Raw genomic sequence first — 21595 nt, forward strand, 5'->3', positions numbered from 1 at the left:
CTGATGGATATCGCAACCATGCCGCGCGGCGGGTTCGACGCCTCATGGCTGGACCGGCGCCTGCAAACCGACCGGCCGGAATACCTCGACCGCGACGACGTCGACGATCGCGTCAAGCGGCAGGTGATCTGGTCGCTTGACTGGATGGGCCGGATCCTGCGCGATCACGACCACCTCGCCGCCCGGGCCCTGCCGCTGGTCGCAGGCATCGGCGACCCGAAGATTCTGGAACTGGGCGCCGGCCACGGCGCGTTGTCGCGCGCGGTACTGAAAATGCACTCCACCGCGCAGGTTACGGTGACCGACATCGATCCGGTGTCGGTCTCGAATATCGCTGCCGGCGACCTGGGCCGTCATCCGCGCGCCGCCGTGCGTAGGGTCGACGCCACCGACATCGATGCCCCCGACCGGTCCTACGACCTCGCTTTGTTCGCCCTGTCGTTTCATCACCTGCGGCCCGCCCAGGCGGCCCGGGTGTTGACCGAAGGAACCCGGGTGGCGGACAAGCTGGTGGTGTGCGACCTGCGTCGGCCACCGGCCCCGGTGCACGTGCTCCGGCTGGTGTCGATGCTGCCCTTCGTCTTCCTGCCATTCGCTCACGACGGCTTGATCAGCTCGTTGCGCGCGTACAGCCCCTCGGCATTTCTGGCGTTGGCCGCGCACGCCGACCCGGCGATTCGCCTCGAGTTCAGCCGACTCGGGCGTAACCAGGTCGTCGTGGCGTCGAGGGTGACGTGAGGGCGGCGTCGACGGTGGCGGCGCTGGGCCGGGCCGCCTGGGCCGGGGTGGACCCGGAAGGATTCTTCCGCCGCCACGCGTCCGACAGAAAGCCGTTCGGAGTGCGGTTCCCCGGACTCGGCGAGGTGCTGTTCTTCTCGACCGCAGACGGTGCGCGCGACATACTGACCGCTCCGGGCTCTCAGTGCCGGGCGCCACTGCCCAACCCGATCGAACCGGTCGTCGGACAGAACTCGCTGATCCTGCTGTCCGGTGAGGCTCATCGGCGGGCCAGAAGCATCCTGACGCCCCCGTTTCGCGGTGAACTCGTGCGCTGCTACGCCGATGTGATCGCCGAGGTTACCAACGGCGAGATCGCGGGCCTGCAACCCGGCGAACAGTTGCTGGTCGGCCAAGCGGCCCAGCGCATCACCCTGGATGTAGTGATCCGCGTGGTGTTCGGCGTGACGGACAGCGCCCGCCGCAGTGAGTATGCCCGGGTGACAACGCAATTACTACGATCCGGCAGCGCGGCGCTGATGCTGGTGCCGTGGTTGCGCCGAGATATCGCTGGGCGGGGTCCGTGGGCGCGGCTGGTTTCCTTTCGCGCGGAGCTCGACCGGTTGCTGTCAGATCAGATCGAAGAGCGAAGGCGCAGCGGCGAACACGGCGGCGATGTACTAGGCCTGATCCTCGCCGCTACCGACGAGGTCGGCAGCCTGCCCGGCGACGAAGTGCTGCGTGACCAACTGCGGACAATGCTCGCTGCCGGGCACGAAACCAGCTCGACCTCGTTGGCGTGGGCACTGTTCCACATTCACCGTGACGACAGGATCCGCGGACGAGTCATCGAGGAGTTGGCGACGGCGGCCACGCCGGCGGAGATCGCTACGCTGCCTTATCTGGGCGCGGTGATCCACGAGACGCTGCGCATGCATCCGACGGTGCCGATCGTGTTACGTCGGCTCACTGCACCGCTGACGGTGGACGGCGTTGTCTGCTCGGCCGGTGATGTGGTGGGAATCGCCTTGCCCGCATTGCATTTCAACCCCCGGATGTGGAGCGATCCGGAGTCCTTCGTGCCGGAGCGGTTCCTGGACGCCAAGCCGTCACCATTTCAGTACGCGCCGTTCGGCGGCGGGTACCGTCGTTGCATCGGTGCGGCCTTCGCGCATAACGAGTTGGCGGTGGCGATCGGCACCGTTATGAAAACACTCGACTTGCGGCTGCCGGCGCACCAACGCGGCAGCCTGCCGCGAGCGGTGCCCCGCGGCATTGCCACCAAGCTCAGTCGCGAGATCACCTTGGATGTGATCGCGCGACGGTGATCACTGGCGATAGGTCGCCAGAAACTGCCCGATTCGCTCGATGGTGGATCCCAGTTCGTCGGCATGGGGCAGGGTCACGATCCGGATGTGGTCGGGCTCGGGCCAACTGAGGCCCGTCCCAGGGATGATATGAATCTTCTCCTGCAGCAACAGATCGAGGACGAACTGCTCGTCATCGCGGATCGGGTACACGCTGAGGTCGATCTTCGGAAAGGCATACAGCGCGCCTCTGGGCTTGACGCACGAGACACCTGGAATCGCGTTGAGGGCGACCCACGCGCGGTCGCGTTGCTCGTGCAATCTACCAACGGGCAGAGTGAGGTCGATGTCCGACTTCTCGGCATCCAGCGCAATCCGAATCGCCTGTTGGGCCGGCACATTCGCGCAGCGGCGCAATCCAGCCACGGTCGCCAGGCCGTCGAGGTAGCTCGTGGCGTGGTCGGTCGGTCCCGACACCGCAAGCCAGCCGGCGCGAAACCCCGCACAGCGGTACGCCTTGGACAGACCGTTGAAGGTCAGACAGAGCAGATCCGGCGCCAGGGACGCTGTCACGGTGTGCGTGGCGTCGTCGTACAGGATCTTGTCGTAGATCTCGTCCGAGCAGACGACGAGGTTGTGTTCCCGTGCGATCTCGAGGATCTCGGTCAGTACTTCGGGCGGGTACACCGCGCCAGTGGGATTGTTGGGGTTGATGATCACAATCGCGCGCGTTCGGGCGGTGACCTTCGCCGCGATATCGGCGACGTCGGGGTACCAGTCCGATGATTCGTCGCAACGATAGTGAACGGCGCGGCCACCGTTGACGTTGACTGCGGCGGTCCAGACCGGGAAGTCGGGCGCGGGCACCAGGACTTCGTCGCGATCTTCGAGCAGCGCGGTCATCGCCATCGTGATCAATTCGGAGGCGCCATTGCCGAGGAACACGTTCTCGACGTGGACATCCGGGACAGCACGGGCCGAGTAGTACTGCGTGACGGCGTGCCGCGTCGACAGCAGCCCTTTGGGCCCGGTGTAGCCGGCCGATGCGGCCAACGTTGCGGCGATCTCGCTAACCAGTTCGGCGGGTGCCTCGAAACCGAACGGATGCGGATCGCCGGCATCCAGTCGCATGACATGGTGTCCAGCCATTTCCAGCCGGGCCGCCGCTTCGGCGATCGGGCCCGGGGTTTCGTGCGACAGGTTGGACAGCCTGCTCGACTGCGCGAACTTCATGCGGTTCCTTTCCCGCTGGAAGCATCGCAGACGGCGGTGCGCTAAGTGCGGTTAAGCGATGGCCGATGTGCTCGCCGGTTGTCTGCCGGTCAAATTCGCAGGTCATCTGGGGTGGTGAACCTATTAACGAGGGCGTCAGAAGCCTAATGCCCAGTTCCTGCCCTGATCAATTAATCAGTGGGTGTTGCCCCGCCTGCGAACAGGGGAGCGTTTGCGGTTTCCTCGTCGGGGCTAGCCGGAGAGGCGACAAGAAGCGCGGGTAGATCTGGTGCGCTTTCGAGTCCCGTTGGTCGGTAATCGCCGGTCAGCGGGCCATCCGGCGCTAATATCTACTCGCTGTGCGGGGGAGCCGTGCGCCGCACGGAAGAGCGCTACGAGGGAAGGCTGGCCTGCCATTGAACTGGCCGTTCGTTGCCCGGTCGGCGGAGATCCACCAAGCGATGGACGCCGTCGACAACTCGTCTTTCAGCGGCGTCGTTTTCGTCGGGGAGGCCGGTGTCGGTAAGACCGCGCTGGCACGTCAGGTAGCTGAACGGTTCAGCGGCCGCGGGATGCGGACCCATTTCGTCCTGGGGACTCAGACATCTCGGGACGTGCCGCTGGCGGCCTTCGCGGGCATCGTGCAGATCCCGGGTGCACTTGAACCGATCCGCCTGCTCGCCGCGGCCCACGCCGCGCTCGACGACGTGGAGAACCTGCTGCTGGTCGTCGATGACGCGCATTTGCTCGATCCGCTTTCGGCGATCGTCGTGCACCAGCTCGCCGTGCGCGGGGCGGCCACGCTGATCGTCACCATGCGCACGGAAACCGAGGTCCCCGACGCCATCACCGCGTTGTGGAAAGACCAGTACCTTCGCCGCATCGAGGTCGGCGCGTTCTCGCACGCCGACACCGGGCGGCTGCTCACCGAGACGTTGGGTGGCCCCGTCTCCGGCACCGTCGTCGACCAGCTTTACGAGTTGTCGGCGGGCAGTCCGCTGCTGTTGCGTGGCCTGATGGACACCGCGGTGGACGACGGTGCGCTCACCGACGACACGGGCCGGTGGCGGCTCACCCATTCGCCGCGGCTTAGCTCAGATATCGAGGAACTGCTGGAGTCTCGGGTTCGCGGCCTGCCGCCAAACGAGCGTGACGTTCTCGAAATCGTCGCAGCCGCAGAAGTTCTGGACTGGAACGCGCTCCGGTCGATGTGTGATATCGACGCGATCAGCGATGCTGAACGTCACGCTGTCATCCACGTGATCAGCGACCCGCTACGCATGCGTGTTCAGGTGGCGCACCCGGTACTGGCTGACGTCGTGCGCAAGAACTGCGGTGTGGCGCGGCTGCGGCAGATCAACACGTCTCTGGCGCAGAAGTTTTGGTCGCTGGTCGGTGATTCGGACCCGAATGCGGCGCGGGACCCGCGGCTGGTCATCGAACTCGCCCGGCTGATGATGAACAGTGATGCGACACCGGACGTCAGCCTGGTGATTGATGCCGCCGAGAGTGCGATGACGATGTCCAGTCTCGCGCTCGCCGAACAGCTGGCGCGGTTCGCCTACGAGCATGGCGGGGGATTGCGCGCGGCCATCGCGCTTGCTGATGCGCTGGGCTGGCAGGGTTTCAACGAGCAGGCTGAAGAGCTCTTGGCGTCCTTCGATCCGCGCGACGAGGTCATGCTTGTGCGTTGGGGGTGCCTGCGGGCCACCAACCTGTTCTTCGGCTGCGGGCAGCGAGTGGAAGCCGAGGAGGTATTGGGCACCGTCCGCTCCCGCGTCACCCTTCCCGCCCTGCGCAGCTACGCGCTGGCGGTCGAGGCGTCCATCGCCTACTTCGCTGCCGACCTCGACACCGCCGACGCGGCAAGCGCGGCCGTCATCTCCGATCCGGACGCGATGCCGATGGCAGTTCTGTGGGCGGCAGTCCCGGCCGCGGCGTCCGCGAACCTCCGAGGTCGGCCCGAGGTGCTGGCGGCCGCGGCCAGCCGTGGCGCCGACGCCGCACTGCACTGTGCGTCCGGGCCACACCAATACGCCATCTCGTTGTCGGAGGCGCTCTCGGCGCTCAACCGCGGTGACATCGCCGCCGCCGCGGCGATCGTCGACCGGCAGCAGGCCCAGGCTCACGGGGCCCCGCACGCCGAGGCCATCGTCGCCGCAATGGCAGGCCGCGTGCAGCTTGCGGCCGGGCACCCGCAGGCCGCCTGCGACTGGCTGCAGCGTGCGTTGTCCGCGATGGTGTCCACCCTGTCTGGTGGCTGGGTGCCTCTGGTTGCGGCCTGGACCGTCCAGGCCGAGGTACTGCGCGGTGACAGCGGTGCGGCCGCCCGAGCACTGAGCATGGCCGAAGGCGCGTGGGGACCCGCGGTGGAAGTGTTCCGGCCATTGCTCGAGCTGGCCAGGGCGTATCTCGGCGCCGCCACCGGCGCGACCGCCGAAGCCCACAGCGCGATCGAGCGGGCCGCGGAAGCCGCCCACCGCTCCGGTGGCACCACCGGCGAGCTGGAAGCGCTCTATACCGGCTTGCGGTTCGGGATGGAACCCGACGTTGCCCGATTCAAAGCCCTTGCAGAACAATTGAATACGCCTATTGCCACGCTTGCGGCGGAGCAGGCGCAAGCGGTCACGACCGGCGACGGGGAAGGCCTCGACCGGGTGGCCACTGAATGGGAATCCCTAGGGATGGCGGCGCATGCGGCCGACGCCTTCGCTGCCGCGGCGCTGGCACACCGGCGAGCGGGCGCACGGCTGTCGGGGCTTCAATCCTCGACGCGGGCGCACTGGCTGGTCAGTACCTTCGGGCTGCATACTCCTGCGACGGCAGCCGGCGGAGTTCCGTTGCCGCTCAGCGGTCGTGAGCGTGAGATCGCGACCCTGGTCGCGGACGGGCTGACAAACCGGCAAATCGCCGAACGGCTGGTGGTATCGATCCGCACCGTTGAAGGCCACCTCTACCGGGTGTTCAAACAGCTCGGAATCAACGAACGCGAGCAGCTGATCCGTCTGATGCGCAACGCCGATCCTGACACACCGGTAAACGGCTAGCGGTGGGAAAACTCCGGGTTCTCAACCGGTGTCGATGATTGGTCCTCGTCCTTCGACGTGGCGGATTGGGCTTGGACAGGATGGGAAAACAGTGGGTCCATGAAGTGTCCCCTTTCAGGCACAGGCTGATTCGAACTGGCCGCCACTGGCCATCGGCAGTTCGTTGAACGGATCACAGATGTTCACGACGCGTGACATGCACGGCGCCGCTTGGATCATCCACGTGACATTGGCCTGCTGGCAACGCTCGTCGATGTTGGCGAGCGCCGAAAATCCAGCGCAGTCAAAGAACGTCACTCGGGTCATATCGAGAGTCAGGAGCTTGCAGTTGCCTGCCCGGCGGAATACATAGTCACTGAGTTGCTGGGCCGTGCACATGTCGACGTTGCCGGCGACGGTGATCCGAACGTCAGTGGTGCTCAGCCATTCGGTGACGAGTTGCAGTGGACTTCGGGTTCCGCCGTCGATAGGCGAACCGGACATAGAAGAAGACATTGAGTCGGCTCCAAGTGAGCACTAGAAGGAAAGCAAAAGCTTCTGTGGAACACGCACGAAAGGCTTCGCATAGCGGGTGGGAGGCACACCGCTCGCCTGCGACGAATACCGCGGCTGGAAAGTCAACCTTCGGCCAGCTTACACCTCGGGCGCCGATTCGCGTACTGGCTCAGGTGCAGGGGGCGTCGCCAGGCGTGTAGAACGTCGAGCCGTCGGGGGCGAAACAAGGCTCTCGTCCAGCCGCGGCTTGGGCTGCTGCATCGAGCGGGTCGGCGAAAGTGATGCCGGGACCGACCTCGACATTCGGGCCGACGACGACGTTGGGGCCGAACACGTCATCGGCGTGAGCCGACGGGGCCAACAGCAGCGCCGCGGCCGTCATCCCGGCGGCGAACAGTGTCTTCATCTGCTTAGTTGTAGTCGAAAGCGCGGCGGGATTTGCGTTTCTCCGCATCAATTCCGGTGTATCTGGGCGCATGGCACCGAAGACGATGTCTCTTGTCACGATTTTCCTCACTGGTGCTGCGGCCGCTGCGATCGCGGGCGCTCCGCCGGCCGGAGCCGAACCGGGTTGCGTCAACCCAGATGGCAGCCCCTGCGGGGTAGCCACCGCTGGTCCGAATGGCGCTTCCGGCAGCATTCCGTACCTGGGTTGCGCTACGGTCGACAGATAGGCCGAAATCCGGCTAGCCCCAACGGTTCTCGCTGACGAACTCGGCGAGCGGGCGGCCGAACGTCCACTCGTCGATCTCCAGAGCGGGCCGATCGGGGAAGTCGGGTACCGGACCAAGGCACAGGATCGCCACCGGCTCGGCGTCGACCGGCATTTCGAGTAGTTCGCCGAGGCGCCGCGGATCGAAGATCGAGACCCAGCCCATGCCGAGACCTTCGGCGCGGGCGGCAAGCCACATGTTCTGAATGGCGCACGACACCGAGGCCAGGTCCATGTGGGGCATCGTGCGTCGGCCGAAGACGTGCTCGTCGCGGTCATCACCGAGGGCGACCACCAGCAGTTCGGCGCAGTCGAGGATGCCTTCGACCTTCAGCGCCAGGAACTCCGCGGATCGCGTGCCCAAGGCAGCCGCCGTCTGCTGACGTTCCTCGTCGACCAGGGCGTGAATCGTGCGCCGTAGACCGTCGTCGGTGATCCGCAGGAACCGCCAGGGCTGCATCAGACCAACACTGGGGGCGGCATGAGCGGCCGCGAGTAGCCGGGCCAGCACCGTTTCGGGCACCGTGGCGCCGGGGCTGAACCTGCGCATGTCCCTGCGTTCGTTGATCACCCGGTAGATGGCTCGGCGTTCCGCGGCGGTGAACGCGTGGTCGGTCACCGGGTCATCCTAAAGAGCGGCACGGAGCGGTAACGACGGGCGCGGTCTACCAGATCAGCCGGGTGCTGACAGCTACTCTGATAGTCCCGGTGGGGCAGCGTCGCCGCGCCGAGCAAGGGGGAATCATGTCGATGTCCCATGCGGCCGTTCTCAGCGGACCCACGTTGCCGCCCAGTCAAACCCTCGAGGTCAAGGCCGCCGACGGTACCCGCCTGCACACCGAGGTCTTCGGCCCCGATGACGGCTACCCGATCGTGCTGGCGCACGGCATCACCTGCGCCATCCGGGTCTGGCACGAACAGATCAATGACCTGTCGCGTGACTACCGGGTGATCGCCTACGACCATCGCGGGCATGGCCGTAGTGGGTTGGCCCCTCGGTCGTCGTACAGCCTCGGCCACCTCGCCAGTGATCTGGATGCCGTCCTGTCGGCCACCCTGCGACCGGGGGAGCGGGCCGTCATCGCCGGACACTCGATGGGCGGGATCGCGATCAGCGCCTGGTCCGACCGCTACCGGCACCGGGTTGCACAGCGTGCCGACGCCGTCGCCCTCATCAACACCACCACTGGTGACCTGCTCAAAGAGATCAACCTGTTGCGGGTGCCGCCCATGTTGGCCGGCGGCCGGTCGCTGGCCGCGCGCCAGGTGATCAGGGCGTTCGGCGGGGCACCGTTGGTACGGGGCGCCCAGCCCGGCAGCCGCTGGTTCGTCGCGATGATGGCCGTCGGCGCGGGGGCCGACCCTGCCGTCGCCGACCTCATCCATGAGCTCTTCGCCACCACCCCGGCGGCTGGGCGTGGGGCCTGGGCGCGCGTGCTTGTCGACGAGATGGGGCCCCGCCACATCGACCTCACCGGTCTGACCGTGCCGACCCTGGTCATCGGGAGCAGCAAAGACCGGTTGCTGCCGATGTGCCAAGCCCGCAAGATCGCCGACGCCGCCCCCAACCTGGTCGAACTGGTCGAGATGCCGGGCGGGCACTGCGCCATCCTGGAACACCCTGAGGCGGTCAACGCGCACCTGCGGACGCTGGCCGAATCAGTGTCCACGCAGCGGCGCATCAGCTCCTGAGGGTCGCGGCGACTTCGGCCGCCGCGCGCTGCCCGGAGCGCACCGCGCCATCCAGGAACCCCGTCCACTCATCGGCGGTCTCGGTGCCGGCCCAGTGCAACGGACCGACCGGCTCGCGCAGCAGCGGCCCGAATTCTGTCCACGCCCCCGGCGGCACCGCTGCCGTCGGCCCGCCGGCAGCGAAAGTCTCTGCGCCCCAACAATGGTCGAGGTACTCGATAGGGCTCTCGGCGTCGGGGCCGAACAACGCGGCGAATCCCTTGAGCGCGGCTTGGCGGCGCTGGTCCGGGGGCAGCGCGTCGAACCCGCGGGAGTCGACGAAGCCGAGCAGGACTCCTGGACCGTCGTCCCCGGGGCTGACATCGAAGGTGATGAACACCGGCCCCTGATCGGACAGCGCCTGACCGGACAGGTGTTTGTCCCGCCAGAATGGCCGGGAATAGGCGGCGTAGGCCTTGCTCAGGGCGCCCTGTGGCCAGCGTTGGGCCAGCTGCTGATAGCCGAGCGGCGGTGCGGGGGCGATGTCGATACCTTGGCGGTGCGCCGGCGGAATCGCCAGGATTGCGCGCCGTCCCTCGACCACACCACCTGAGGACATCACCGCCACCGCATCGTCGGACCACTCGATTCGGGAGACGACACAGTCGAGCCGGACCCGGTCACCCAACTCGGCAGCCATCTTGAGTGCGATCTGTTGAGTACCGCCGGGGAAGTGGTCCTGCTGGGCGCCGCCGACCACGTCGAGCATGCGATCCAGACCGCCCGCGGCCTTCACGTAGCGCACGGCGTGCAACATCGACACGTCGTCGGGCTCGGCGCCCCAGGTCACCCGCGCCATGATGGCCAACAGGTCCCGGGAGGAGGCGCTGGCGCCCACCGAGTGCAACCAGCCCGCCAACGTCGTGCCGTCGAGCTGTTTGGCTCTGGGGGCCTCCCACGGCCTCGTGATGTCGACGTCCCTGCCGAGCCGCCCGACCTGCCACTGGATCCGGGCGATGTCGAGCAGCTGAAACACCGACAGCCGGGGAACCGTGCCGCGGTACGACCGCACCTTGCCGCGCCACCGGATGACGTTGGCGCCGTCGCAGTAAGTCGGTTCGGTGGGGCAGCCGAGTTCCTTGGCCAGTGCCAGGACCTCGTCCTGGGTGGGGCCGACGAAGGTGCCGCCGAGGTCGACGGGAACGCCGGCCAGCGTCGTGGTGCTCGAACGTCCGCCGACGCGGTCGCGGCCCTCCAGCACCACGACGTCGAACCCGCTTTTTACCAGCTCACGCGCCGCCACCAGGCCTGCGAAGCCCGCGCCGACGACCACAACGTCATAACCCACCCCGCCCATGGTGCCCGTCCCGGCTTCTCAGCGGGCCAGTTCGTCGACGATCTCGGCCAGTGTGTCGATCGCGATCGGGCTCGACTCGCTCGCTGATCAGCCCGGCCATCTCCAGCCATTTGCCTTGTTTGGACATCGAATTCAGCTCCGGCTGCAGATCGCCCCAGCCGTGAATGTCCAGCACCGGGCGGTAGGCCGGGGTGGACCCGTAAAACGCCAGCAACCGCCGCGTCGCGTCGTGATCCTCGCCGGCCGACAGAATGATCTCGGGCACCACCGCGAACGACGACTCCGTGCGCCCCGCGGCGGCCAGGCCATCACGCGTCGCGCAACGCCCGCGCGCGGTCGACGGCATCGGTCGGCCCATACAGGGCAGTCATGACTTTCACGGCGTAATCACGCCTTCCGGGATTGAAAGCTCTAGGGTGCGACCGTCAACCAGTCCGCGAAGCCGGACGGATCGTGACGGCCCAGCGCACCGTGTTCGAACAGCCCCCAGCCTTCGGCCGACGAGTTGCCGTCGTGGCAGACCGCGCGTCCGACGTGGTCGATCACCCCGAAGGCCGAACGCCCGATGATCGCCGGGTCGTTCATGTCGTAGGTGAGCCGCTCGGCGAACTTCTCGCCCTTCCACACGCCGTGGATCCAATCCGAGTCGCCGCCGTAGCCGCCACCCACGTGGATCGGGCAGGGGAGCTTGGACTCCACATCAAACCGCAACGGCGCACCCTTGGCGTCGGTCGCCTCGATGGTTGCCCCGGTAGGGATGCGGGTGCCCGAGCGGTAATGGATCTTCACCCGCGGCCAGCCCAGCTGCTCGACCCGGCCGTCGCGCCAGATCCGGGTGCAGTCGTTGAGTGAACGGAAGCCGTCCGGGGCCTCCTGGATAATGACCACGATCGCGTAGTCCTCGAAGGCCATCGGCACGTACAGCCACCACATGCCCTCGAATGGGGGATCGGCCGGCCGTCCCGCAGGCTCGGCTTCCCCGATCGGACGGATGCCCCAGGACCGGTCGCGGCTGCCGATCCAGACCGACGGGTCGACGGTGATTTCCTCACCGTCAATGGCGATATGCCCCGCCCACGAACCCAATTGGGCGAACCGCTGCGCATCCAGCGTCACTCGATTGCCCTGACGCATGATGTGCGGCTGCTCTTGCACGACCGGGAACAGGCCTTCCCAGGTGAGGTCGACCGCCATGCCTTCGGTCTCCTCCATCACGATCCGCACCTTCTGCAGCGGCTCGATGACCTCGATGCGGTAGCTGTTGACGTGCTGGTTGAGCCGGTCCTGATCGATGGCATCGGACACGTGCACCGCGGTCTGCGTGTCACCACTTGCGCCGTATTTGCCGCCTCCGCGGCGGGCGACCAGCACGTAGGCGTCCTTGACCCCGAGGTTCGGGTAGTAGCCAAGGCCGGTGATTAGGAAGATGTCCCCGGTGCGGTCGTGGGCGTTGAAGTAGCTGCGGTCGTAGAAGTTTCGGTCCGATGATCCCGGCCAGGCGATCGGCAGCGGCGCCTGGTGGACGGGATATTCGTCGAGCGGTCCGAGCATTGGCGCCTATGCCTCCTCGATGAGCCGGCGCAGCAGGCCGGCGTGGTAGAACGTCGACTCGACGTCTTCAGGCTTCTCGATCTCGCCGAAGTGCACGCGCCGCGCACCGGTGCGCATGAACACACAGCACCAGATCACCCCGGAATAGACGTAGAACCATCTCAGGTCTCCGAGTTCGACGCCGGTCAGCTTCTGATAGGTGGCGCGAACGTCATCCTCGCGCATCACATCCGGCAGCCCGGGCATCCCGGCCAGTCCGGCAAGTTCCTGGAACACCATGTGCGCGAAGATGATCCACGCCACGTCCAACTCGCGCGGACCCAGCGTCGCCATCTCCCAGTCCAGCACCGCGACGGGACGGAAGTCTTCGTAGAGGACGTTGCCGACTCGCGAGTCACCCCACGCCAGGACTGTTTCTCCGGCAGCGACGTCGGCGGGGAAGTTGTCCTCCAGCCAGCCCAGGGCGGTCTCGACCAGCGGTGAGCGACCGATGTCGGGGACGGCGAATTCGTACCAGCCCTTGAGCCAGTTCAATTGACGGCGCAATGGCGTGTCGCCCTCGGGCACTGCCTCGGTGAGGAAGCCGAATGTGTCGGCCGCGTTGGGGATTGAGTGCAGTTTGGCCAGAACCTCGACGGTCGTATCCTGCAGTGTGCGCTGTTGTTCGACGGGCGCATCGGCAAACCAGTTGCCGCCGAAGGTGTACGGCATCACATCCGGCGGAACGATGCCCGAGGCGTGGTCCATCAGGAAGAAGGGAGCGCCGAGCACCGTGCCGGTCGAATCGATCCAGCGCACCTTCGGAACCGGCACGTCGGTCAGTTCCCCGACCAGCCGGATGACGTCGAACTGATGGTCCATCCGGTAGGTGATGAACACCGGAACGTCTTCCTCGGTGGGTGCCACCCGGGCCACCCACTTCTCTTCGACCTTCTCGCCGTCTTCTTCCCAGCGGCCGGTCAGGATGATCGTCTCCGACGACATGCCATTGGAGTCGATGCCGCTCTCGACGGTCACCTCCGGTTTCACGCCGCCGGGCATGACGGTGGACAGCCACTGCGAGAGCACCGCGGGAATGGTGCTGACGTCACGGCCGGATCGCTGTAACCGCTCGACGTCGGTTTCTACGGTCGGTTGGTTGGTCACCTTTGTCCTCTCCAACCCAATTACGATACGGTGGGTAGCGTTATGAAAGCAGACGCGTCTTCGCTTGACAAGACCGCGGTCCCGGGGCGGCCCCGCGATCCGCGTATCGACGCTGCCATATTGCGTGCGACCGCGGAGCTGCTTGTCGAAATCGGTTATCCGAATCTGACTTTGGCGGCGGTCGCCGAGCGGGCGGGGACGACGAAGACTGCCTTGTACCGGCGCTGGTCCAGTAAGGCGGAGCTGGTTCACGAAGCCGCCTTCCCAACCGCGCCCACCGCCCTGGCAACACCCGCGGGCGATATCGCCGCCGATGTGCGTGCCATGCTCGCCGCCACCCGTGACGTCTTCACCAGCCCGGTGGTGCGCGCCGCGCTGCCCGGTCTTATCGCCGATATGAGCGGCGACGCGGATCTGAACGCTCGGGTGATGGCCCGGTTCACCGACGTGTTCGCCGCGGTGCGTGATCGCCTGGTGGAGGCGGTGCACTGCCGCGAAGTTCACGCCGACGTCGACCCCGAACGGCTCATCGAACTGATCGGGGGTGCGACGATGATGCGGTTGTTATTACGCCCCGAAGACGTTCTCGACGCGAGCTGGGTAGACCAAACGGCGGCCATCCTGGTGCACGGGGTGGCGCTCTAAGCGGAGGTATGGGATGACAGGACGACTGGCCGGCCGAACTGCCATCGTCACCGGAGCCAGCCGCGGACTCGGCCGCGCGACCGCGCTGGCTCTGGCCGCGGAGGGGGCCGCGGTGGCGGTGGTGGCTCGAACTGAACAGCAGTGGGATGAACGGCTGCCGGGCACCATCGGCGAGACCGTTGCGGCCATCGAAGCCGCCGGCGGACGGGCCGTGGCGATCGCCGCCGACCTGCTCGAGCGCGATGACCTTCCTCGACTGGTCGCTGAAGTCCGCGGGGCCCTGGGGCCCATCACGATCCTGGTCAACAACGCCGCGTTCACCGCTCCGGGCCGCCCGCCCAAGCCTGACGCCGCATCAAAACAGGCCAAACCGAAGGGCGCACCGGGTGCGGCCAACGCCGACTGGCCCGGCTTCCTGGCGATCCCGCCGAGTGCTTATCGCCGGCACTTCGAGATCGGTGTCTTCGCCTCCTACGAGCTGATTCAGCTGGTGTGCCCGGATATGTTCTCCGCGGGCGTCGGCTCGATCATCAACGTGACGTCGGTGGCTTCCCGGGTACCAGGCGACGGACCGTACTCGAACTTCGCGGGCGGAGTGCTGCCCGGCTACGGCGGGTCCAAGGCAGCGCTGGAGCACCTGACCTGGTGTGCGGCTTACGATCTGCAACGGCACAACATCGCCGTCAATGCGTTGGCGCCGTCGCGCCCCATCCCGACACCGGGCCTCTCGTATTACCGCAATGACTTCGCCAGTGTGTCACCGGAGGACGAGTTTGCCTGCGCGGCAACCGAACTTGCGCTGGTCGATGCGAATGTCGTGACGGGCCGCACCATCGGGCACCTCGAAGTGCTCGACGGCAGTTTCGCGCCGTTCACGAACACCGCCTCCGCATTGGGCTAGCGGTGAATCGCAGCTGCGGGCGCTAGTGGATCTGACGCTTGTTGCGCTCGGCGACTTCACGCTGGCGGGCGGCGAGCTGCCCGGTGTCCACCGAAGCCGCGCCGGCCACCGCGCGTTCGGCCTTCAGTGCCGGCCCGGTGACGGCCTCGGCTCCGGTGCGATAGATCTCCTTGAGGCCCGCCATGGTCGGTGCGGGCACCTCCGCGATCTGGCCGGCGAGTTCGAGAGCATGCGGCAGAAGCTGTTCGTGGGCAACTACTTCGGTGACCAGTCCAATCCGTTCGGCGCGGTGCGCATCGACCACCTCGCCGGTCATCGACAGCCGCCGCGCCATCCCGGAACCGACCAGCCGCGGCAGCCGCGCCGTCATCCCGCCGCCGGGCAGGATCCCTACGCGGGCATGGGTGTCGGCGAAAACCGCACGCTCCGAGGCGATCAGGAAGTCACACGCCAGTGCGATCTCCAGCCCGCCGGTGAATGTCGCGCCGTTGACCGCGCCGACGACGGGCTTGCTCAACGCGACGATGGCGTTCATGCAGTTCATCTTGTCGAACCGGCCGAAGTAGTCCATGCCCAGGTTCTGCGCCTGCTTGAGGTCGACACCCGCGCAGAACGCCGGATCGGTGCCGGTGAGCACCACGGCACGGACCGAGTCGTCGGCATCAGCTTCGCCAAGTGCGGCGTATAGCGCCTCAAACAGCTCGGTGCTCAACGCGTTGCGGACCTCGGGGCGGTTCATCGTCAAGACCCGGACGGCGCCGTGGTCATCGCTGAGAAGGATCATCAATTCAGGAATCTAGCCGCATGGTCGACGAGGTCGAGCAGCGGCTGCGGTAGCGCACCGAGCGCGAACGTGATGGCCGCGGTGAGCGTGATCGTCGCGACGCTGAGCGAACTGGGCGTGATGACCTCCGGGGCGTCCTCGGGCGGATCGGTGAAGAACATCAGCACGATCACCCGCACGTAGAAGTATGCGGCGATCGCCGACGCGATGACACCCACCACCACCAGCGGGATGGCCCCACCTTGCCCGGCGGCCTTGAACACTGCGAACTTGCTGACGAACCCGCTGGTGAGCGGGATGCCGGCAAAGGCGAGCAGGAACAGTGAGAACACCACGCCGACAAGGGGATAGCGACGACCCAGCCCGGCCCAGCGGGCCATGTTGGACTCCTCGACACCGTTGACGTCACGGACGACGCTGACCACCGCGAAAGCGCCCAGCGTGGAGAACCCGTAGGCAAACAGATAGAACAGCGTGGCTGACAAGCCCGCGGGGTTGGCGGCAATCACCCCGGTCAGGATGAAACCGGCATGTGCGACAGCGGAATACGCGAGCATCCGTTTCACGTCGGTCTGGGTCACCGCGGTGACGGTGCCCACGGCCATGGTGAGGATGGCCACCGCCCACAGCACGGGCCGCCAGTCGTGGTTCAGGCCGGGGAGCGCGACGTAGAAGATGCGCAGCATGGCGCCGAAGGCGGCGACCTTGGTGGCCGCAGCCATGAAGGCGGTGATGGGAGTCGGTGCGCCTTGGTAGACGTCGGGGATCCAGGAGTGGAACGGGACGGCGCCGACCTTGAACAGCAAGCCGACCGCGACCAAGGAGCCACCGAGCAGGGCCAACGTCGTGTTGTCAGTGCTGGTGTCAATCGCGCGCGCGATACCGGTCAGGCTCAGCGTGCTGGCGTAGCCGTAGAGCAGGGCGATGCCGTACAGGAAGAATGCCGATGAGAAGGCGCCGAGGAGAAAGTACTTCAGAGCAGCTTCCTGAGACAGCAGCCGCCGCCGGCGGGCCAGCCCGCACATCAGGTACAGCGGCAGCGAGAACACTTCCAGGGCAACGAACATCGTCAGCAGGTCGTTGGCGGCGGGGAAGATCATCATGCCGCCGATGGCGAACATGGTCAGCGGAAAAACCTCGGTTTGCACCAATGCGGCCTTGGTGGCGATCTTCTCCGCGATGCTGCCCGGCACCGCCGAGGCGTCGGGGGTGAAAGCATCCAAACCCGCTGCGCTGTCGGACTCGGCTGGCACTCGTCGTTCCGCGATCAGCAGGACGCCCAGCACGCCGATCAGCAGAATGGTGCCCTGCAGGAACAGCGCGGGGGCATCGACGGCCACGGCGCCGACGACGACGGCCTGCCCGACCCCGCCATGCAGATCGCGGGCCAGTAGCACCACGGCGACGAAGGCGGCCACCAGGCCGGCCAGACTCAGGGTGACCTGGGTGGGATAGCGGCTCTTGCGCGGCAGGAAGGCTTCGACCAACACCCCGGCGACGGCCACCCCGAGGACGATCAACATCGGGGATAGCTGGGCGTATTCGATGCTGGGCGCGTTCATGGGCGTGTTCCCTCCGCGACGGTGGGTGCCGGGTCGGGTTGGTGAATCGACGTCAGGGTCGCGGTGACCGCGGGGTTGATGACGTCCAGGGCGATCTTGGGGTACACCCCGAGCCCGATCAGCAGCGCGATCAGCGGTGCCACCACGAGCAGCTCACGTGGACGCAGATCCCGAACCTTCTCGTTGCCGTCGGTGACCGATCCGGTCATCATCCGCTGATAGAGCCACAGGATGTAGATCGCCGAAAGGACCAGTGCGGCGGACGCGATCACGGCGAAGGCCGGGTAGCGGGTGAATGTGCCGATGAGAACCAGGAATTCACTGATGAACGGTGCCAGCCCGGGTAGCGACAGCGTCGCCAGACCTGCCACCAGGAACGTACCCGCCAAAATGGGTGCGACTTTCTGGATCCCGCCGTAGTCGGCGATGAGCCGGCTGCCGCGGCGGCTGACCAGGAATCCGGCGATCAAGAACAGTGCGGCCGTGGAGATGCCGTGGTTGACCATGTAGAGGGTGGACCCGGCCTGGCCCTGGCTGGTCATGACGAAGATGCCCAGAATGATGAAGCCGAAGTGGCTGATCGAGGTGTAGGCGATCAGCCGCATGACATCGGTCTGGCCGATGGCCAGGACGGCGCCGTAGACGATCCCGATAACCGCCAGCGCAATGATCAACGGCCGGAACAGCGTTGCCGAGTCAGGGAACAACGGCAGGCAGTAACGCAGCATCCCGAACGTGCCGACCTTGTCCATCACCGCCATCATCAACACCGCCGACGCGGGCGTGGCCTGCACTGCGGCATCCGGCAGCCAGCGATGGAACGGCCACAGCGGGGCCTTCACCGCGAACGCGAACATGAAGCCGAGGAACAGTGCGTTGGCGATGCCGGGGCTCATGGTGAACTTCCCGGTGGCGACGGCGTCGACGATGGCGCGGAAGTCGAATGTGCCGGCGTCGAACGCCTTACTCGCGGCGGTGACCACATAGAGCCCGATGACGGCGGCCAGCATGATCAACCCGCCGAACAGGTTGTACAGCAAGAACTTCACCGCGGCTTTGGACTTGTTCTCGGCGCCGAACCCGCCGATCAGGAAGTACATCGGGATCAACATGGCTTCGAAGAAGACGTAGAACAGCAGGATGTCGAGCGCGACCAGCGACATCATGACCATGCCCTCGACGGCCAGCATCAGCGCGATGTAACTGTGCGGTGCCCGGCCGGACAACCCGAGCCGGTCGTCGGCGTCGTTCCAGCCGGCGATCAGCAGCAGCGGCATCAGGACAGCGGTAAGCACCACCAGCGCCAGGGCGATACCGTCGATGCCGAGGATGTAACCCGTGCCGAATGACGGTATCCACGGATGGTTCTCGACGAATTGGAACTGCGTGCCCGCCGGGTCAAACCGCACGGCGAGCAGAAGCGACAGCGCCAGCACCGCCAGTGAGACGACCACCCCGGCGTACTTCGCGAACTTCCGTAACGAGGCGGGGAGCACGATGATCACCGCCGCGCCGACCACGGGGATCGCCCACAGCACCGTCAGCCAGGGCATGTTCGTCATGGTGCTCACCTCCACGCCGTGAACAGGACGACGGCGATCACCAGTGCCGTACCGGCCAGCATGGACAGGGCATAGGAGCGGGCGAACCCGGTCTGCACCTGACGTAGTCGCTCCGAGATGCGGCCGACTGCGTAGGCAAGCCCCTGCGTCACACCGTCGACGCCCTTCTCATCCACGACCACAAGGCCTTTGGTCAGCTCCTGGCCGCTGCGCATGAACGCCACCTCGTTAAACGCATCGCCGTAGAGATCGTTGCGTGCCGCGACGGTCAGCGCGGACACATCGAGCGGGGCGGTCTCGGGCACCTTGTGCATCGCGTATTGCCGGTAAGCCACCGCGATCCCGATGGCGACCACCCCCAGCGCGGTCATAGTGATGATCCAGGCCGGGATCATGTGTTCGGCCTCATGGCTGCCGACCACCGGTTCGAGCCAGTGTTGCAGCGTATTGCCGAGGGCCAGTAGGGCGCCGGCGCCGATCGAGCCGACAGCCAGCACGATCATCGGACCGGTCATTGTGGCGGGAGATTCGTGAGGGTGCGTATTGGGTTTCCAGCGGCGCTGGCCGAAGAACGTCAAGAGCATGACGCGCGTCATGTAGAAGGCGGTGATCCCGGCGCCCAGCAGCGCCGCGCCGCCCAGCAGAAAGCCTTTGACGCCACCGCTGTTGAATGCGGCTTCGATGATGGCGTCCTTGGAGAAGTATCCGGCGAACGGCGGCACGCCGATGATCGCCAGATAGCCGAGCCCGAAGGTGACGAAGGTGATGGGCAGCAGGGTGCGCAGGCCACCGTAGCGGCGCATATCGGTCTCGTCGTCCATCGCGTGCATAACCGAGCCGGCCCCCAGGAACAGGCCGGCCTTGAAGAAACCGTGGGTCAGCAGATGCATGATCGCCACCGCATAGCCGGCCGGCCCGAGCCCGGCGGCCAGCACCATATAACCGATCTGGGACATCGTGGACGCGGCGAGCGCTTTCTTGATGTCGTCCTTGGCGCAGCCGATGATCGCCCCGAACAACAGGGTGACCGCACCCACGGTGACGACGGCGATCTGAGCAGCAGGCGCGGCGTTGAAGATCGGGCCCGACCGGACGATGAGGTAGACACCGGCGGTGACCATGGTGGCGGCGTGGATCAGCGCCGACACCGGGGTGGGGCCTTCCATGGCGTCGCCGAGCCAGGACTGCAGCGGCACCTGCGCGCTTTTGCCGCAGGCACCCAGGAGCAGCAGCAAGCCGACAGCGGTGAGCGCGCCCTGACTCATGGCCGGCACTTCAGCGAACACGGTGGCGAAGGTGACCGAGCCGAGGCTGGCGAACAACACCATCAATGCGATGGCCAGGCCCATGTCGCCGACGCGGTTGACCACGAAAGCCTTCTTGGCAGCGGTAGCCGCCGACGGCTTGTGGGACCAGAACCCGATCAGCAGATACGACGCGAGCCCGACGCCTTCCCAGCCCATGTAGAGACCCAGATAGTTGTCGGCCAACACCAGCAGCAGCATTGCGGCCACGAACAGGTTGAGGTACCCGAAAAACCGCCTTCGGCCGGGATCGGACTTCATGTAGCCGATCGAGTAGATGTGGATGAGGGCACCCACCCCGGTGATCAGCAGTACGAAGCACATCGACAGGGCGTCGAGCTGAAGGCCGAAGTCCACCCGCAGGACGCCGACCGGCACCCAGGAGAACAGCACGTCGTGCACCACCCGGTCGTCGCCCGGCAGCCCGAGCAGATGGGTGAACAACACCGCCGCACAGCCAAAGGCGCCGAGCACGGCGGCACAGCCCAGAAGATGTCCCCACGCATTGGTGGCCTTGCCGCCCAGCAGCAGGACCACCGCCCCGGCCAGGGGCAGCGCAATGGTCAACCACACCAGTGTGTGCATCAGTGCCGCAACAGGTGGGCGTCGTCGACGTTAGCGCTGCGTCGGGTGCGGAAGATGGTCATGATGATCGCCAGACCGACCACCACCTCGCAGGCGGCCACCACCATGGTGAAGAACGCAACCACCTGACCGTCCAGCTGGCCGTGCATGCGAGAGAACGTCACAAACGCCAGATTCGCGGCGTTGAGCATCAACTCCACGCACATGAACATCACGATCGCATTGCGCCGCAACAACACCCCGGAGGCGCCGATCGTGAACAACAACGCCGACAGGTACAGGTAATTGGCCGGGTTCATCGTTGGCCGTTCCCGTTGTCGGGCCGCGCAAGGATTGTGCTCACCGACGATTCCTCCTTTGTGCCGTCGGGTAGTCGAGCGAGCGTGTTCACGGCGTTGTGCCGGGCGTACACCCCGGGACTGGGCAGCGGGGTAGCGCGGGCGCCGGTCTGGAAACGCTCGACGACCAACTCGCGCTGGGTCTTTCGCTGCTCGAAACGTTCCCGGTGCGCCAGGACCATCGCGCCCAGTGCCGCGGTGATCAGCAGCGCGCTGGTCAACTCGAATGCCCACAGATCGCGAGTGAAGATCAGCATTGCCAGACCCTGCACGTTGCCGCCCGCATTTGCCTCAGCCAGCCCGACGAATCCCGTCGTGGTCACCGTGCCGATCGCGGCGATCAGCAGAATGCCGAATCCCAGGCCGGCCACGATTGCCGCAACGCGTTGGCCCCGAATCGTTTCCACCAGCGACTCGGCCGAGTCGACGCCGATGAGCATCAGCACGAACAGGAACAGCATCATCACCGCGCCGGTGTAGACCACCACCTGCACGACTCCCAGGAACAGTGCGTCCTGCGCGACGTAGATCATTGCCAGCGCGATCATCGTCGTCGCGAGAAAGATCGCCGCATACACCGCCTTGGGGGCAGCGACGACGCCGATCGCACCCGAGACCGCGATGACGGCGAGGATCCAGAACACCACCGCCTCCGTTGTGGATGTGCGGCTGAGGGTTTCGGCCGCCAGCAGGGTCATG

19 protein-coding genes and 1 pseudogene are annotated in these 21595 nt (G+C 66.2%); 6 read left to right on the plus strand and 14 right to left on the minus strand.

The genetic code is table 11. The features are described from left to right. Positions 1-3 precede the first annotated feature (3 nt). Positions 4-738: a class I SAM-dependent methyltransferase gene (locus G6N38_RS19365; protein ID WP_163749681.1), complete on the plus strand. Its 735-nt coding sequence runs from the start codon at positions 4-6 to the stop codon at positions 736-738. After that, complete coding sequence (locus tag G6N38_RS19370) at positions 735-2045, plus strand: cytochrome P450 (RefSeq protein WP_163749682.1); 1311 nt, start codon at positions 735-737, stop codon at positions 2043-2045. The genes G6N38_RS19365 and G6N38_RS19370 overlap by 4 nt, the downstream gene beginning before the upstream one ends. Here G6N38_RS19370 and G6N38_RS19375 read toward each other — a convergent pair whose 3' ends face one another. Next, positions 2046-3257, minus strand: coding sequence for a pyridoxal phosphate-dependent aminotransferase (locus tag G6N38_RS19375; RefSeq protein ID WP_163749683.1), 1212 nt, complete (start codon positions 3255-3257; stop codon positions 2046-2048). Positions 3258-3652: 395 nt separating this feature from the next. On the opposite strand from G6N38_RS19375, the gene G6N38_RS19380 reads away from it, so the two are divergent. Further along, positions 3653-6283: a LuxR C-terminal-related transcriptional regulator gene (locus tag G6N38_RS19380; RefSeq protein WP_163749684.1), complete on the plus strand. Its 2631-nt coding sequence runs from the start codon at positions 3653-3655 to the stop codon at positions 6281-6283. Between the two features lie 114 nt (positions 6284-6397). Here the strand turns inward: G6N38_RS19380 and G6N38_RS19385 are convergent, their stop codons facing one another. The 3 genes from G6N38_RS19385 to bluB form a co-directional block, all read right to left on the minus strand. Next, entirely contained in the window at positions 6398-6766 is a 369-nt protein-coding gene (locus G6N38_RS19385) for an STAS domain-containing protein (protein ID WP_163749685.1), read from the minus strand. Between the two features lie 181 nt (positions 6767-6947). Continuing rightward, positions 6948-7184, minus strand: a complete 237-nt coding sequence (locus G6N38_RS19390) for a hypothetical protein (protein WP_163749686.1) — start codon at positions 7182-7184, stop codon at positions 6948-6950. 280 nt (positions 7185-7464) lie between these two features. Further along, positions 7465-8109: a 5,6-dimethylbenzimidazole synthase gene (gene bluB / locus G6N38_RS19395; protein WP_163749687.1), complete on the minus strand. Its 645-nt coding sequence runs from the start codon at positions 8107-8109 to the stop codon at positions 7465-7467. 125 nt (positions 8110-8234) lie between these two features. Between bluB and G6N38_RS19400 the strand changes: the two genes are divergently transcribed. Further along, the gene (locus tag G6N38_RS19400) at positions 8235-9182 is read left to right on the plus strand and encodes an alpha/beta fold hydrolase (RefSeq protein ID WP_163749688.1); all 948 of its coding nucleotides are present in this window, start codon (positions 8235-8237) and stop codon (positions 9180-9182) included. Here the strand turns inward: G6N38_RS19400 and G6N38_RS19405 are convergent. The 4 genes and pseudogenes from G6N38_RS19405 to G6N38_RS19420 all read right to left on the minus strand — a co-directional run bounded on the left by G6N38_RS19405 (position 9172) and on the right by G6N38_RS19420 (position 13215). Continuing rightward, a complete protein-coding gene (locus tag G6N38_RS19405; RefSeq protein WP_163749689.1) occupies positions 9172-10518 on the minus strand; it encodes a flavin monoamine oxidase family protein in 1347 nt (448 codons plus the stop codon). The two genes, G6N38_RS19400 and G6N38_RS19405, sit on opposite strands and share 11 nt — an antisense overlap. Positions 10519-10591: 73 nt before the next feature. Further along, positions 10592-10837 (minus strand): annotated as a pseudogene (locus tag G6N38_RS19410) (LLM class F420-dependent oxidoreductase); the annotation flags it as partial. A 92-nt stretch (positions 10838-10929) separates the two neighbouring features. Further along, positions 10930-12069, minus strand: coding sequence for an Rv3169 family protein (locus G6N38_RS19415; RefSeq protein ID WP_163749690.1), 1140 nt, complete (start codon positions 12067-12069; stop codon positions 10930-10932). Between the two features lie 6 nt (positions 12070-12075). Further along, complete coding sequence (locus G6N38_RS19420) at positions 12076-13215, minus strand: phosphotransferase family protein (protein WP_163749691.1); 1140 nt, start codon at positions 13213-13215, stop codon at positions 12076-12078. Between the two features lie 42 nt (positions 13216-13257). On the opposite strand from G6N38_RS19420, the gene G6N38_RS19425 reads away from it, so the two are divergent. After that, positions 13258-13860, plus strand: coding sequence for a TetR/AcrR family transcriptional regulator C-terminal ligand-binding domain-containing protein (locus G6N38_RS19425; RefSeq protein ID WP_163749692.1), 603 nt, complete (start codon positions 13258-13260; stop codon positions 13858-13860). Between the two features lie 13 nt (positions 13861-13873). Beyond that, positions 13874-14761, plus strand: coding sequence for an SDR family NAD(P)-dependent oxidoreductase (locus G6N38_RS19430; protein WP_163749693.1), 888 nt, complete (start codon positions 13874-13876; stop codon positions 14759-14761). Between the two features lie 22 nt (positions 14762-14783). On the opposite strand, the gene G6N38_RS19435 is transcribed toward G6N38_RS19430, so the two are convergent. Genes G6N38_RS19435 through G6N38_RS19460 form a run of 6 tightly spaced genes read right to left on the minus strand, consistent with a single transcriptional unit; the run spans position 14784 to position 21594 of the window. After that, entirely contained in the window at positions 14784-15545 is a 762-nt protein-coding gene (locus tag G6N38_RS19435; RefSeq protein WP_163749694.1) for an enoyl-CoA hydratase, read from the minus strand. Further along, positions 15545-17107, minus strand: a complete 1563-nt coding sequence (gene nuoN, locus G6N38_RS19440; RefSeq protein WP_163749695.1) for an NADH-quinone oxidoreductase subunit NuoN — start codon at positions 17105-17107, stop codon at positions 15545-15547. Before nuoN ends, G6N38_RS19435 begins: the two co-directional genes overlap by 1 nt. Beyond that, positions 17104-18669 carry an NADH-quinone oxidoreductase subunit M gene (locus G6N38_RS19445; protein WP_163749696.1) on the minus strand — a complete coding sequence of 522 codons (1566 nt, stop codon included), beginning with the start codon at positions 18667-18669 and terminating at the stop codon, positions 17104-17106. The genes nuoN and G6N38_RS19445 overlap by 4 nt, the downstream gene beginning before the upstream one ends. A 5-nt stretch (positions 18670-18674) precedes the next feature. Further along, on the minus strand, positions 18675-20558 hold the full coding sequence (gene nuoL, locus G6N38_RS19450; protein ID WP_163749697.1) for an NADH-quinone oxidoreductase subunit L: 1884 nt from the start codon (positions 20556-20558) through the stop codon (positions 18675-18677). Beyond that, the gene (gene nuoK / locus G6N38_RS19455) at positions 20558-20857 is read right to left on the minus strand and encodes an NADH-quinone oxidoreductase subunit NuoK (RefSeq protein ID WP_163749698.1); all 300 of its coding nucleotides are present in this window, start codon (positions 20855-20857) and stop codon (positions 20558-20560) included. The genes nuoL and nuoK overlap by 1 nt, the downstream gene beginning before the upstream one ends. After that, entirely contained in the window at positions 20854-21594 is a 741-nt protein-coding gene (locus tag G6N38_RS19460) for an NADH-quinone oxidoreductase subunit J (RefSeq protein ID WP_163752122.1), read from the minus strand. Before G6N38_RS19460 ends, nuoK begins: the two co-directional genes overlap by 4 nt. Position 21595: the final 1 nt, after the last annotated feature.

It is taken from the genome of Mycolicibacterium helvum, assembly GCF_010731895.1.
Classification (GTDB): Bacteria; Actinomycetota; Actinomycetes; order Mycobacteriales; family Mycobacteriaceae; genus Mycobacterium; species Mycobacterium helvum.

What these genes read in the sequence shown, in the direction of transcription:
- G6N38_RS19385 (WP_163749685.1), bottom strand. Translation starts at nt 6,766, where the DNA reads ATGTCCGGTTCGCCTATCGACGGCGGAACCCGAAGTCCACTGCAACTC.
- G6N38_RS19430 (WP_163749693.1), top strand. Translation starts at nt 13,874, where the DNA reads ATGACAGGACGACTGGCCGGCCGAACTGCCATCGTCACCGGAGCCAGC.
- nuoN (WP_163749695.1), bottom strand. Translation starts at nt 17,107, where the DNA reads ATGAACGCGCCCAGCATCGAATACGCCCAGCTATCCCCGATGTTGATC.
- G6N38_RS19460 (WP_163752122.1), bottom strand. Translation starts at nt 21,594, where the DNA reads ATGACCCTGCTGGCGGCCGAAACCCTCAGCCGCACATCCACAACGGAG.
- G6N38_RS19415 (WP_163749690.1), bottom strand. Translation starts at nt 12,069, where the DNA reads ATGCTCGGACCGCTCGACGAATATCCCGTCCACCAGGCGCCGCTGCCG.
- G6N38_RS19365 (WP_163749681.1), top strand. Translation starts at nt 4, where the DNA reads ATGGATATCGCAACCATGCCGCGCGGCGGGTTCGACGCCTCATGGCTG.
- G6N38_RS19405 (WP_163749689.1), bottom strand. Translation starts at nt 10,518, where the DNA reads ATGGGCGGGGTGGGTTATGACGTTGTGGTCGTCGGCGCGGGCTTCGCA.
- G6N38_RS19390 (WP_163749686.1), bottom strand. Translation starts at nt 7,184, where the DNA reads ATGAAGACACTGTTCGCCGCCGGGATGACGGCCGCGGCGCTGCTGTTG.
- G6N38_RS19400 (WP_163749688.1), top strand. Translation starts at nt 8,235, where the DNA reads ATGTCGATGTCCCATGCGGCCGTTCTCAGCGGACCCACGTTGCCGCCC.
- G6N38_RS19445 (WP_163749696.1), bottom strand. Translation starts at nt 18,669, where the DNA reads ATGACGAACATGCCCTGGCTGACGGTGCTGTGGGCGATCCCCGTGGTC.
- nuoK (WP_163749698.1), bottom strand. Translation starts at nt 20,857, where the DNA reads ATGAACCCGGCCAATTACCTGTACCTGTCGGCGTTGTTGTTCACGATC.
- nuoL (WP_163749697.1), bottom strand. Translation starts at nt 20,558, where the DNA reads ATGCACACACTGGTGTGGTTGACCATTGCGCTGCCCCTGGCCGGGGCG.
- G6N38_RS19425 (WP_163749692.1), top strand. Translation starts at nt 13,258, where the DNA reads ATGAAAGCAGACGCGTCTTCGCTTGACAAGACCGCGGTCCCGGGGCGG.
- G6N38_RS19375 (WP_163749683.1), bottom strand. Translation starts at nt 3,257, where the DNA reads ATGAAGTTCGCGCAGTCGAGCAGGCTGTCCAACCTGTCGCACGAAACC.
- G6N38_RS19435 (WP_163749694.1), bottom strand. Translation starts at nt 15,545, where the DNA reads ATGATCCTTCTCAGCGATGACCACGGCGCCGTCCGGGTCTTGACGATG.